The sequence below is a fragment of the Streptomyces sp. SP17BM10 genome (assembly GCF_036322405.1).
GTDB lineage: Bacteria > Actinomycetota > Actinomycetes > Streptomycetales > Streptomycetaceae > Kitasatospora.
The window spans coordinates 169494-182643 of the sequence record NZ_JAQYXB010000480.1; the positions used below are offsets into that span (position 1 = coordinate 169494).

The 13150-nt window shown below is 74.0% G+C and carries 11 protein-coding genes; 8 read left to right on the forward strand and 3 right to left on the reverse strand.

Features of this window, described 5'->3' with window-relative positions; genetic code table 11:
* Nucleotides 1-16: 16 nt before the first annotated feature.
* The 3 genes from PUR71_RS08400 to PUR71_RS08410 form a co-directional block, all read right to left on the reverse strand.
* A complete protein-coding gene (locus PUR71_RS08400) occupies nucleotides 17-691 on the reverse strand; it encodes a hypothetical protein (RefSeq protein ID WP_329925736.1) in 675 nt (224 codons plus the stop codon).
* Nucleotides 692-693: 2 nt separating this feature from the next.
* Nucleotides 694-1320 (reverse strand): 2OG-Fe(II) oxygenase family protein, encoded by a 627-nt coding sequence (locus PUR71_RS08405; RefSeq protein WP_329925737.1) that lies wholly within the window; start codon nucleotides 1318-1320, stop codon nucleotides 694-696.
* A 140-nt stretch (nucleotides 1321-1460) separates the two neighbouring features.
* Entirely contained in the window at nucleotides 1461-2543 is a 1083-nt protein-coding gene (locus PUR71_RS08410) for an aminotransferase class I/II-fold pyridoxal phosphate-dependent enzyme (RefSeq protein WP_329925738.1), read from the reverse strand.
* Between the two features lie 183 nt (nucleotides 2544-2726).
* Between PUR71_RS08410 and PUR71_RS08415 the strand changes: the two genes are divergently transcribed.
* From PUR71_RS08415 to PUR71_RS08450, 8 genes are all read left to right on the forward strand, one after another.
* Nucleotides 2727-4205: a hypothetical protein gene (locus PUR71_RS08415; protein ID WP_329925740.1), complete on the forward strand. Its 1479-nt coding sequence runs from the start codon at nucleotides 2727-2729 to the stop codon at nucleotides 4203-4205.
* On the forward strand, nucleotides 4198-5283 hold the full coding sequence (gene truD, locus PUR71_RS08420) for a tRNA pseudouridine(13) synthase TruD (RefSeq protein ID WP_329925741.1): 1086 nt from the start codon (nucleotides 4198-4200) through the stop codon (nucleotides 5281-5283). Before PUR71_RS08415 ends, truD begins: the two co-directional genes overlap by 8 nt.
* On the forward strand, nucleotides 5280-5924 hold the full coding sequence (locus tag PUR71_RS08425) for a 2OG-Fe(II) oxygenase family protein (RefSeq protein WP_329925742.1): 645 nt from the start codon (nucleotides 5280-5282) through the stop codon (nucleotides 5922-5924). Before truD ends, PUR71_RS08425 begins: the two co-directional genes overlap by 4 nt.
* Nucleotides 5925-5934: 10 nt before the next feature.
* A complete protein-coding gene (locus PUR71_RS08430; protein WP_329925744.1) occupies nucleotides 5935-7200 on the forward strand; it encodes an ATP-grasp domain-containing protein in 1266 nt (421 codons plus the stop codon).
* Nucleotides 7197-8495, forward strand: coding sequence for an MFS transporter (locus tag PUR71_RS08435; protein ID WP_329925745.1), 1299 nt, complete (start codon nucleotides 7197-7199; stop codon nucleotides 8493-8495). The genes PUR71_RS08430 and PUR71_RS08435 overlap by 4 nt, the downstream gene beginning before the upstream one ends.
* Nucleotides 8492-9964, forward strand: coding sequence for a hypothetical protein (locus tag PUR71_RS08440; RefSeq protein WP_329925746.1), 1473 nt, complete (start codon nucleotides 8492-8494; stop codon nucleotides 9962-9964). Before PUR71_RS08435 ends, PUR71_RS08440 begins: the two co-directional genes overlap by 4 nt.
* Entirely contained in the window at nucleotides 9961-11895 is a 1935-nt protein-coding gene (locus tag PUR71_RS08445; protein WP_329925747.1) for a methyltransferase domain-containing protein, read from the forward strand. Before PUR71_RS08440 ends, PUR71_RS08445 begins: the two co-directional genes overlap by 4 nt.
* A gap of 62 nt (nucleotides 11896-11957) precedes the next feature.
* Nucleotides 11958-13085: a glycine amidinotransferase gene (locus PUR71_RS08450; protein WP_329925748.1), complete on the forward strand. Its 1128-nt coding sequence runs from the start codon at nucleotides 11958-11960 to the stop codon at nucleotides 13083-13085.
* Nucleotides 13086-13150 lie beyond the last annotated feature (65 nt).

Genomic DNA, 13150 nt, shown 5'->3' on the forward strand with positions numbered 1-13150 from the left:
GCTCCTTGTCGGGGGTTCAGGCCTCGCCGTCGGCGTCGAGTTGACGGATCGTCAGGACCAGCGCGGACACGCCGGCCCGGCGCAGCCGTCGGCGCAGCCGGGCGCGGCGCCGGCGGGCGCGGCCCGGTCCGACGGCGATGACGAGGGTGGTGTGGGGGTTGTCGCGGGCGTGCTCGATGGCCGGCCACAGGGAGCGGGCCCGGAACCGGGCGATCTTCCACAGCAGCCGGGGGAAGTCCTGGGTGGCGGCCACCGGGTGGCCGGCCTCGGCGCGGGCCCGGACCAGGGCGGGCAGGCCGTCGTGACGGCCGCGGCGGATGGCCGCGGCGCGGCGCACGGCGCGGGCGGCGCAGGTGCGCGGCCGGACGTCGAGCAGCACGACGAGGTCCGCCCGCGCCATCCGGACGGGGATGGTCGGGAGGTGGTTGCCCTCGATGATCCAGCGGGGGCCCGCGACCAGCCGGCGCTGCGTCCGCTCCCACGCCCGCGGGTCGGGGCGGCTCCAGTCGGCCGCCCAGTACAGGTCGTCGAGGTGGTGCAGCGGCAGTCCGGTGGCGCCGGCCAGACGGGTGGCCAGGGTCGTCTTGCCGGATCCCGGACTGCCCAGGACGAGGATCCGCTCGGACCGGGCGGCCGTCGCGGGCCACGGCGGGTCCGCGGGGCGGAGGGCCGGGTGGGGAGCCGCGGACATGCTCAGCAGAGCCCGTGGAGGACGAGGGAGCGCCGTTCGCGGCCGCGGCCGGCCGTCACGGCGCCGACCTGGTGCCAGGACCGCTCGGAGCGGACAAGCAGTGCGGAGGCGCCCAGGCGCGGCACTACGCGGTCGTGGACGGCGGCGGGGTCGTCGCCGTCGAGGATCTCCAGGCACCCGCCCCATTCGGCCTGCCAGCCGGGGTTGAAGTACAGGACGTGGCTGAAGAGCTTGTCAGCGCGGTCGGTGTGCGGGCCGAGCCAGTCCGTGTCGGCGTGCCGCACCAGGCGGATCTCGACGGCGCCGGCGACCGGCTGGTCCAGCAGGTCGGCGACCTGGCGGCGGTAGGGCTCGCCGGCCAGGTCGGCGACGAGGTCGCGCCAGGGCGCGGGCAGGTCGGCCGGGGCGTCGTGGCCGGGGCCGAGCACCGGGCGGGAGTAGTTGCGGTAGGTCTTGTCGCGGCCCGCGCCGGTGGCGTCCAGGCGCGCGTAGCCGTCCTGCGGGAAGGTCGCGGCGAGTTCGGCCGCGGTGTCCTCGTCGTACAGGTGGCCGGGTGCGGTGGCGAGCCAGCGGTAGGGCGCGGTGCGGCAGGACGCGGTGCCGGTCCAGTCGGGAGCGAGCACGGGCATGTCAGCGCTCCCGGCCGGTGGCGGTCGTCGGGGCGGCGGCCTTCGGAGCGGCGGCCTTCGGGGTGACCGTCCCCGGGACGACGGCCGTAGACCCGGACATGCCAACCATCGAGCCGGCCGGAATCCCTGCTGCGCGCATCTCAACCCACCCGCTCGACGGCGGACTTCAGCACCGGCAGGAACCGTTCGGTGGTGGCGGTGTCGGCGACGGTGAAGCGCAGCCAGCCCGCCAGGCCCGGGAGGTCCGACAGGTCGCGCACGCGGTAGCCGGCGTCGGACAGTGCGCCGGTCACGCCGGCGGCCGCGGACGCGGACGGCAGGCGCAGCGACAGGAAGTTGCCGCCGGACGGGGCGACGGGCACGCCCCAGGACCGCAGATCGGCCGCCGCGCCCGCGCGCACCTCGCGCAGTTCGCGCCAGACCGCCTCGAACCGGTCGTGCTGGTCGATGGCCACCCGGAGGGCGAGCAGGGCCGGCGCCGACACCGCGTGCTCCAGCGGGACGGCGGCCAGCTGCGCGAGCAGTCCGGTCTCGCCGCACAGGACCGCCACGCGGGCGCCGGCCAGGGCGTGCGACTTGGAGAGCGACTGGACCACCAGCACGTTCGCGCCGCGGCGCGCCAACTGGGCGGTGAGCGGCCCGTGGAAGACCTGGTAGCAGCTGTCGATCACCAGCAGGTGCCCGCGCTCGCGCGCCAACTCGCCGAGCCGGTCGAGCTGTTCACCGGTCAGGCAGCCGCCGATCGGGCCGTTGGGCACGCTCACGGCGATCAGCGCGCCCCGGCTGCCGGCCGCCGCGTCGATCAGCGCGCGGGCCTGGGCGTCCAGGTCCAGGCCGGTGGTCGGCACCGGCCGCAGCGGCAGGCCGAGCAGGGCCGCGGTCTCGCGCCACGCCGCGTAGTTGGGATCCTGCAGGATCACCTCGCCCTGCCCGGCCGTGCGGCGGGCGAAATAGGCGCAGACCAGGCGCAGCGCGGTGTCCGATCCGGGCGTGACGAGCAATTCGTCGGAATCGCACTGCACGTACCCGGAAAGTGTGTCGATCGTGGACCTGCTGCACGGATACTGCCGCAGCAGGTCCGGCGTGAACTCCGCGGCGACCGCCGCGAGAAGCCTTTCCGCGGCGGGATGGACCAGCTCGTTGCTGCTCAGATTGAGCCGGGCGTCGTGCCCCCGCCGGTCGAAGAACGTATGCCTGACCTTTTCACCGTCGACGACGGTCAATTGTCCCCCAAGTTGCCCGGCCGCATTCACGGCCATCCAACCGGACGCTTGCGTCCGATTCCCAGGCAAGCACAGCTCCAGATCCAAGTCAACGTGCCTCCGGATCGCGTAACGCTGGTTCACAATCGGTGCTGCGACGGCCAGTTGACGACGCACAATCCTGTTGACGATCACTACGGGATCATGTCAAGCTCCGTTGCCGACCCAACGGGGGGAGTGCTTCAGTTGACCGCACCGCAGGCTCTGCTATCCGTCCGCAATAACGACGCACTGGTCGCCGACGGAATATCCCGAATCGCCGGTGACACCCTTGTGTCCGGATTCAAACATTCACTGGTGACGGTGGTGTCCGCCGCCTTGGCGGCGCGTGCCCCGGTACGAATCGACAACTGTCCGGACATCGCCGAGACCGACGTGCTGGCCGAAATCGTCCGGCGCCTCGGCGGCCGGGCCGAGCGGACCGGCGACTCCCTCGCCGTGGACGCCGACGGCCTGCACACCGCCGAACTGCCCGCCGACGCGGCCGCGATCCACGGCTCCGTGTACCTCCTGCCGGCGCTGCTGTCCCGGTTCGGGCGAGCGTCGGTCGCCGCCACCGGCGGCTGCCGGATCGGGGACGATCCCGGCGGGCAGCGGCCCGTCGAGCAGTACGTCGGCGTGCTGGAACGTTTCGGCGCCCAGGCCGCCGTCCTCGCCGGCGGCGGTCTCCAGGTCACCGCCGACAAGCTTCTGGGCTGCGAGATCGACCTGCTCGACCACACCGCCGACCGCGCCCTGCGCACCGGCCCGCACTACTCCGGGGCCACCAAGATGGCGGTCCTCACGGCGGCCGTCGCCGAGGGCGTGAGCACCTTGCGCAACCCGTACCCCAAGCCGGACGTCACCGACCTCGTCGACGTCCTGCGGGAGTTGGGCGCCGACATCACCGTGCGCGCCGACGGCGCACTGGTCGTCGCCGGGCGCGGCGGGCGCGATCTGGACCGGCCGGCCCGGCACGTCCTGGTGCCCGACCTCATCGAGGTCGTCACCTGGGTGTGCGCCGGCACCCTGCTCAGCACCGGCCCGCTCACCGTGCGCGGCACCGGGATGCGGCGCGCCGTGACGGCGCTCGCCCCGGAGCTGGAGGTCTTCGACCGGCTCGGCGTCGACCTGGGCCTCGGCGGCGCGGGCGGCGACGACGCGCTGACCGTACGCCCGGCGCAGCGGCTGCGCCCGGTGGACGTCACCGTCGCCTCGCACGGCGTGTTCAGCGACAGCCAGCCCTTCCTCGCCCTGCTGGCGGCGCTCGCCGAGGGCCCGTCCACCATCACCGAGACCGTCTGGAGCGGCCGGTTCGGCTACGCGCCCGGCCTCGCCGCGCTCGGCGTCCGGCTGCGCCAGGACGGCCGCACCCTCACCGTCGACGGCCCCTCGGCCCCCTCGCGCCCGGCGCCGCCGCTGCACGCGCCCGACCTCCGCGCGGCGGCCGTCCTGCTCCTCGCCGCCCTCGCCGTGCCCGGCCCCACGGTCGTGACCGGCACCCACCACCTGCGGCGCGGCTACCCGGACCTCCCCGCCGCCCTGCACCGGCTCGGCGCCCGCGTCCGCACGGCCGAGCCCACCGACCTGGCCGATCCGATCGACCTGAGCGAGCCCGCCCGGAACGGAGACGCGCATGAGTGACCGGCCCGTGCTCAAGCAACGTCCGCACGACTTCCTCGTCCGCGAGGCCATGGTGGTCGAACACACTGGGTCCGCCGGCGCCCAGTGGCGCTACCTGCTGCTACGCAAGAGCGGCTACACCACCATGGAGGCGATCCGCCTCGTCGCCGCCGAACTCGCCCTGCCCACCGCCGACGTCACCTACGGCGGACTCAAGGACGAGGACGGCATCACCGAACAGCTCATCGCCGTGCCCGCCGGCGTCCCGCTACCCGGACTCGGCCCCGAGGGCTGGCGGGTCGCCGACCGCGCCGACGACTGGCTGGACCTGCACCACCACGGCTACGGCGCCGAGCCGCTCGCCATCGGCCGGCTGGAGGGCAACGGCTTCCGCATCACCGTGCGCAACCTCGACCCCGGGCGCGCCGAGCGGCTGGCCGGGCTGCGCAAGCACACCATGTTCTTCCTCAACTACTACGACACCCAGCGCTTCGGCGTGCCCGGCGGGCCCAAGCGCACCCACCTGGTCGGCCGGGCCATGCTCGCCGGCGACTGGGACACCGCCCTGCGCGAACTCGCCGGCCTGCGCGCGCCGGAGAGCCCGCAGGCCGCCCAGTGGCAGGGCCCGGCCGAGGAGTTCTTCCGGACCCTCGACCCGCGCACCGCGTCCTTCTACCTCGCCGCCCAGGCCTCCGCCGACTGGAACGCGGCACTGCGCCGGGCGGTCGACGACAGCTGCGGTCCGCACACCAGTACCGTCGAACTCGACGGCCTGGAGTACCGCTACGCCGACAAGCCGCTCGCCGTGCTCGCGACGGCGGCCGAACTCCCCTACGCCAAGTACACGTTCACCGACGGAACGGCCACGGCCCGGACCTCCGCGCGCCCCACGGTCGTCCAGACCACGGTGTCCCTCTCCGCGGCGGCCCCCGACGAGCTCAACCCCGGACGCAGCCGGATCGGCCTCGGCTTCTTCCTCCCGTCGGGCAGCTACGCCACCGCCGCCGTCCGCCAGTTACTGGCCCACGGGGCCTCGTCCACCACGACCGCGTCCACCACGACCGCGTCCGTCGAATCCAAGGCAGGAGAAGTCAGTTGATCAGGACCGAGCAGGAATTCGAGCAGATCACCGAGCCCTTCGCGATCCACCTCGCCCACGGGGTGCTCACCGACGACCAGATCCGCACGCTCTTCGCCACCGCCCCCGTCGACGGCTACGACCCGGTCAAGGTCACCGACCCCGACCACGACAAGCAGTACGCGATGAACCTCCTCTACCTCCAGGAGCACAACGAGCCGCGCCCCGCCGCCGCCGACCTCTCCCCCGCCTGGGCCGAGCTCCTGGCATCGCTGCGCAGCGAGGAGTTCGTCGACTGGCTGGAGCGCGGCACCGGGCTGCAGCTGCGCGAGCTGCCCACCGACATCGCCATCTACACCTACCGGGCCGGCGACTTCATCTCCGTCCACAAGGACAAGCCCTACAAGGCGATCACCGCGATCCTCTACCTCAACCCCGAGTGGCCCGCCGACGGCGGCGGCGCGTACGAGGTGCGCACCAGCTCCGACCCGGCCGTGCCGCCGGTGCGCCGGATCCCGCCGACCGGCGGGCAGCTGCTCGCCTTCCCGCCGTCCGAGACGTCCTGGCACTCGGTGTCCGAGGTCGCCGCCGACGTCACCCAGACCAGGCTCACCGTGCAGCTGGAGTACTGGCTGGTGGACAACCCCAAGCGCCGCTACTGATCGGACGGCCATGACTCTCCTGCTGCTCAACCGACGGCCCCTGCTGGACCGCCTCGCGTCCTGGTTCCCGGACTGCGCCGAGGAGTTGGTCGTCGTGACCGACCCGTCGGCGCTCGGGGACGCCGGACCGGCCGCGTGGTCCGGACGCTTCCGGCACCTGGAGGTGGTCGACGACTACGCGGCACCGGAGACCGGGGACCTCGTCGAGCGCCTGGTGCGCGCGCACGCCGTCGAGCGCATCCTCACCACGGCCGAGAGCGACGTGCTGCGCGCCGCCCGGCTGCGCCACCGCCTCGGTCTGCCCGGCCAGACCGGGGCGAGCGCGCTGGCGTACCGGGACAAGCAGGTCATGAAGTCCCTGGCCGGCGCGGCCGGCGTGCCGGTCGCGCCCATGCGGCTGGTCCACGACGGCGCGGAGCTCGCGGACTTCGCCCGCGAGCACGGCCTGCCCGTGGTCGTGAAGGCCGTCGACGGCGTCGCCTGCCTGGGCCAGCGGGTCCTCACCGACCAGCGGTCGCTGCGGGAACCGGGAACCGGCCCCTGGCCGGCCCCGCTGCTCGCCGAGGCCTGGATCGAGGGCGACACGTTCCACGTCGACGGCCTGATGGCCGACGGCGCGGTGCTGCTGAGCCACCCGTCCCGGTACCTCAACAGCCAGTGGCTCACCCACCACGGCAGCGCCCCGCTCGTGAGCGGCATGCTGGCCCCGGACGACCCGCTGTTCGCCCGGCTCCAGCGGGCGGTCCGCGACGTGGTGCGGGCGCTGCCGGGCCCGGCGGGGGCGTGCGCGTTCCACGCCGAGTTCTTCCGCACCGCCGACGACCGAATCGTGCTGTGCGAGATCGCCTGCCGGGCCGGCGGCGGCAGCATCGTCGAGGCGTTCGAACTCGCCACCGGCGTCAACCTGCACGGCGCCTCGCTGCTCGGCCAGGCCGGCCGCGCCGTCGACCTCCCCGGACCGGGGACGGTCCTCCGGCACGGGTACGCGACGTGGTACCCGCCCGTCGAGACGGCCACCCTGCGGCGGCTGCCGCGGCACTGCCCGCTGCCGGGCACCGTGAAGTACGTGCCGAGCGGGCGGGTCGGGCACCGCTACCACGGGCCCGACTCGCCCTCCCACCGCGTCGCCGATCTGTTCTTCCGGCTGCCGGACGGCGGCACGGGCGACGGGCTGACCGACCGGCTGCGGGAGGTCGACCGCTGGTGGGCCGGGGCGGCGCAGTGGGACTTCGCGGATGCGGCGGAGGTTCCCGCGGCACGGCCGGAGCACGCGTGAGCGGCGCGGCGACCACAAGGACCGACGCGGCCGCCGACGCCCCCGGCAGCCCGACCCGGGTCCGCCTCTACCTCGCGGCCCGCAGCATCGACGCCGTCGGCAGCGGCCTGTGGATGCCGATCTCCCTGTTCTTCTTCGTCCAGGCGCAGCGCCTGCCCGTCGAGCAGGTCGGTGCCGCGCTCACCGCGGGCGCGGTGTTCGGCCTGGTCGCCGGCCCGTTCGGCGGCACCCTGGTGGACCGCTTCGGGCCGGGGCCGGTGGTGCTGGTCAGCAACGTCGTGCGGGCGGTCGGCTTCCTGCTCTACCCGCTGGTCGGGACGGTCTGGCAGGTCGCCCTGATCGCGGCGGCGAACTCGGCCGGCGACCGGATCTTCTGGACCGCGAACACGCCGCTGCTGGCCCGGCTGGCCGGCGAGCGCAAGCTCGTCGGGGCGCTCGGCAACATGAGCATCGTCCGGATCGCCGGGCTGGGCATCGGCGCCGGGCTGGCCGGGTTGGTCGGGCGCAGCACCGCCGGACTGCACGCGCTGGCGTGGGCCAACGGCGCGAGCTTCGCGGTGGCCGCCGTCCTGGTGTGCGCGGTGCTGCGGGTGCCCGGTCCTTCGCGTACAGGTGGGAACACGCCCGACGGCCCGGGACGGACCTGGGGGACGGTGCTGCGCGACCGCCCGTACCTCGTGCTCTGCCTGGTCCAGGTGCTGTTCACGTTCGCGGCCAACAGCCTGACGGTCGCCCTGCCCCTGGTGGCCGTGCGCACGCTGCGGGGGCCGGTGTGGCTGGCCGGCGCCTCCGTCCTGGTCGGCAACATCGTGCTGATGGTCGCGGTGAAGCCCGCGATCGCGTACGGCCGCCGCACCTCCCGGCTGCGGGCGCTGACCGCGGCCGCAGCCGTGTTCGCCGTCACGTTCCTGCTGATGGCACCCGCCCAACTGGCCGCTCCCGCCCTGGTGGTGCCGCTGGTGCTGCTCGTCTCCGTGCTCGGGGTCACCGCCGAGGCGCTGTTCGGGTCGGTGATGAGCGCCGCCGCGTACGAGGCCGCCCCGGAGGGGCTGAAGGGCCGGTACAACGCGCTCTTCCAGACCGCCTACGGCGCGTCCGGGGCGCTCGCGCCCGCCGTCTTCACGGCCCTGCTCGCGGTGGGCAACGCCGTGCTGTGGCTGGCCCTGGTGGCCTCCAGCGCGCTCATCGTCCCGGTGCTGCGGGTGGCCGCCGTTCGGCTGCCGGGCGCCCACCTCACGCCGGCACCGCCGGCCGTCGTCCCACCGGCCCCCGCCCCACTCCCGGAGAGCACATGAGCACCAAGAGGAAGCGTCCGGTGCGGTTCGTCGGGGAGGCGGCGGCCGAGACCCTGCGGGAGCACTGGTCCGGCCGCTCGGCCGTTCTCCTGTGGCCGTCCTTCACACGGACGGCCCGGACGGTGCTGGAGGAGCTCACCGCGTGCGGCGCGACGGTCGCCGGGGTCGTCACCGCGACCGATCCGGACGCGGTCCCGCCCGCCGTCCCGTACGTCTTCAGCTGCGCGGAGCGCGGCCTCGACGTGTCGCCCCGCGACTTCTACACCTGGCTGGACGGCTCACCACCGGCCCTCGGCTCCTGGCTGGAGCAGGTCGACCCGGACCGTACCTGGACGGCGCTGGGCGACAACTTCCTGGAGACCGGCGACCTCCACGGCCGACCGGTGCACGGCTGGCGCCGGCCCGCCTGGTCCGCGTGGGAGGACAAGACCCGGGTCGAGGCCCTGTGGCAGGCGACCGGCGTCCCCTCGCCGCGCCACGTCGTGACCCGGGCGGACGACCCGGCGCTGTCCGGTCACGTCCGGGACCTCGACCGGGGTTCGGGCGTCGTCGTCGCGATCGACTCCAGCCGGGCCCACTACGGGAACGCCACCGGGCTGCGCTGGGTCCGCGATCCGCACGGCGATCCGCGGGCGCTCGCCGAGGCGCTGCGGTGGGCGGGCGAGCGCGCCAGGACGGTCCGGGTCGCCGAGTTCGTCGAGGGCACGCCGTGCAGCGTCCTCGGGCTGGTGCTGGCGGACGGGGTCGCGGTCTTCGACCCGATCGAGATCGTGACGCTGCGCGACCGCGACAGCGCACGGCTCACCTTCTGCGGCTCCTCCACCCGGTGGCGGCCGGATCCCGCCGTCGCCGACGGGATGCGCGAGCACGTCCGGCGGGCCGGGCACTGGCTGGCCGCCAACGCCGGCTTCCGCGGGATGTTCAGCGTCGACGGCCTGCTGGCCGACGGCCGGCTGGGCGATGGCAGGCGGGGCGACGGCCGGCTGGGCGAACACGGCTTCGTCGCCACCGAGTTGAACCCTCGCCAGGCGTCCGGTCTGGGCCTGCGGGCGGCCTGGCCCGACTTCCCGGGCTACCTGTTCCAGCGTGCCGTACAGGAGGCGGTCCCGGGCGTGGCCGACCTGCCGTGGCAGGACGTGGAGACGCAGTTCCGCGATGCCATCCGCCGACGCCCGTCGCACAGCGTGACGATTCCGGTCCCCGTCGAAGCGGACCGGGGGAGCTGCGCGAAGGTGATCGCCCGGGGACACGAACAGGTCGCGTCCTTCCGGTCCGACGGCCACGGCGTGCGGCTCATCGTCCTCGACCCGCCGACCGCGGACGGCCTCTACGGGCCGGGCACGGCCGCGCTCGCGCGACGGCTCGGCCGGCCCGACCTCGAAAGCCCGACCGAAAGCGCTCCGGCGAGCCCCGCCGCAGACCGCCCCGAAAGCCCCGCCGACCAATCCCCTCCTGGAGGTCCCCGATGACCGGGCTGCCGGACTCCGCGCACGTCGTGATCGTCAACCGCTGGTCGCGCACGGACTTCGCGGACTATGCGCGCTACCTCGACCACCGCGCGCACCGCGTCGGTTACGTCACCAGCGCGGCCGGGCGGGCAGCGGTGCCCGCCGACGCGGCGGAGGTCGTCCAGGTCGCCGACCTCGACGACCTCGCCGAGGTGCGGACGGCGGTCGCCGCCCTGGCGCGCCGGCACGGCGCACCGGACCGGATCGTGGCCATGCAGGAACTCGATCTGCTCACCGGCGCGGCCCTGCGCGAGGAGTGGGGCTGTCCGGGCCCGCGCACCGACCAGGTGGTCCCGTTCCGCGACAAGTACGCGATGGCCGGCCGGGTTTCCGGCGCGGGTCTGGCGGTGCCCCGGTTCGAGCGGGTCACGGACGCCGCCTCGGTGCGCGCGTTCGCCGCGTCCACGGGCTGGCCGGTGGTCCTCAAGCCGCTGGCCGGCCGCGGGGCCAGCGGGGTCCTGCTCCTCACCGGGGCGGCCGACCTCGACGCCGCCGCCCCCGCCTCCGACGGGTCCTTCCAGGAGCCGTACCTGGTCCAGCAGTTCAACCCGCACCCGACCTACCACGTGGACGGCCTCTTCACCGGCGAGCGGCTGGCCGACCACCGCGTCTCGCGCTACGTCAACAACTGCCTCGCCTTCCGCGCCGACGGCATCCCGCTCGGCTCGGTCGAGGAGGACGACTCCCGACTCCTGCGCAGCATCCGGGAGTTCGCCACCCGCGTCCTGGCGGCGCTGACCGACCGGCCGACCGTGTTCCACCTGGAGCTCTTCGTCGACCGGGCCACCGGGGACTGCGCCTTCCTGGAGGTCGCCGCCCGCGCCGGCGGGGCCGAGATCCCGGTCCTGTGGCGCGAGTCGGGCCGCGGTGACCTGCTGGAGACGCTCGCGCGGACCCAGCTCGACCTGCCGGTCGACCAGACCTCCGCGAGCGGAGAGGACGGGGAGGTGGGCGGCTGGCTGATCGTCCCCGCGCCCCGGCTGCGCCCGTGCCGCATCACCGGCAGCAGCTCGATGCTCGGCCGCGAGGGCGGGCCGTACGCAGAAACGTTCCTGCCGGTCGGCCGGGTGCTGCCCCGCACCGACCCCTATCACCAGCACGTCGGCGGCCGGTTCCGCTTCCGCGGCCCGTCCAGCGACGCCGTCGAGGCGGGCATCCGCGCCACCGCGGCGGACTTCCGGATGACGGTGGAACCGGAGGGCCCGCGAACCCCCCGCGGCACCGGCCCCGGGACCATCGCCCCCGACGGCTCCGCCGTGGAGTTCTTCGCCACCCTGCCCCCGGGCACCGGAACGGCCGCCGCCGTCCACGGCGCGATCCCCGAGCGCGCCTCCGTCCTCGAACTCGGCGCCGGCGCCGGCCGGGTCACCCACCCGCTCGCCGCCCTGGGCCACCCGGTGGTCGCCGTGGACGAGTCCGCCGAGATGCTCGCCCGCCTGACCGGCGGCGCCCCGGCCACCACCGAGGTCGAAACCGTGCTGTCCCGCATCGAGGACCTCCGGCTCGACCGCACCTTCGACGCCGTCGTGCTCCTCTCCTCGCTCATCAACTACGTGTCCAGGAAGCCGCTCCTGGACGCCTGCCGCCGCCACCTCGCGCCGCACGGCGCCGTCATCGTCCAGCGCACCGACCCGGCCTTCTTCGAGAAGGTCGGCCCGGCCGAATGGGAGAACCGCGGCACCCGCTTCCGCAACTACGACGTCGAAGAGCTCGACGACGGCATCGTGGCCTGCACCAAGGAGTACCGCGTCGGCGATCGGACCTGGACCTTCTCCGGCGTCTTCCACCGTCTCGGCGACGACGAACTCCCCGACGTCCTCGGCGCCTCCGGGCTGCGCTTCGACCGCTTCCTCGACGAGCGGCGCACCTACATCCTGGCCCGCGCGGCCTAGTGCCCCGGCCCGCGTACCGCCATGCCGCCATGCCCCAGACGAAAGGACCAGGGAACACCACCATGATCGTGAACTCGTGGAACGAGTGGGACCCGCTGCGCGAGATCGTGGTCGGCTCGGCCGACGGCGCGCACTTCGAGCCCACCGAACCCGGCAACCGCCCCACCATCCGCAACGCCCCGGTGGGCACCCCCTTCCCCACCGGCCCCAAATCGCCCGAGGCCATCGACCGGGCCAACGAGGAACTCGCCGGCCTCGTCGCCCTCCTCGAATCCCGCGGCATCACCGTCCGCCGCCCGGACCCGCACGACTTCGGCGCCCCCGTGCGCACGCCCGACTTCGAGGTCCCCAACCAGTACTGCGCGGTCTGCCCCCGGGACGTGATGATCACCGTCGGCCACGACATCATCGAGGCCCCCATGTCCCGCCGCGCCCGCTACTTCGAGTACCGCCCCTACCGCAGGCTCGTCTACGAGTACTGGAACGCCGACCCCCGCGTCACCTGGACCACCGCCCCCAAACCGTCCATGGACGACGACATGTACCGCCAGGAGTTCTGGGACTGGCCCGTCGAGGAGCGCCACCGCCGCATGCACTCCTTCGAGTTCTGCATCACCCAGGACGAGGTCGTCTTCGACGCCGCCGACATCAGCCGCTTCGGGCGCGACCTCATCGTCCAGGAGTCGATGACCACCAACCGGACCGGCATCACCTGGCTCAAGCGCCACCTCGAACCCCGCGGCTTCCGCGTCCACCCGGTCCACTTCCCCCTCGACTACTTCCCCTCCCACGTCGACTGCACGTTCGTCCCGCTGCGGCCCGGCCTCGTCCTGACCAACCCCGAACGCCCCCTCCTGGAGCGGGACGCGCGGCTGTTCCACGACAACGACTGGGAACTGGTCGACGCCCCGCAGCCCACCACCGGCAACGACGAGATGCCGGACTTCTGCCAGTCCTCCAAGTGGCTCTCGATGAACGTCCTCAGCCTCTCCCCCACCACGGTCGTCTGCGAGGAACAGGAGAAACCGCTCCAGGACCTCCTCGACAAGCTCGACTTCGAGGTCCTCACCGTCCCCTTCCGCAACGTCTTCGAGTACGGCGGCTCCCTCCACTGCGCCACCTGGGACATCCACCGCGAGGGCGTCCGGGAGGACTACTTCCCCAACATCGCCTACCGGCCGCTGGTCTGACGTGACGACAGCACGGGCTCGTCGGGGGTGCACCCGGTTTGCCGGGGCCCGCGCGCTCGTGGAAA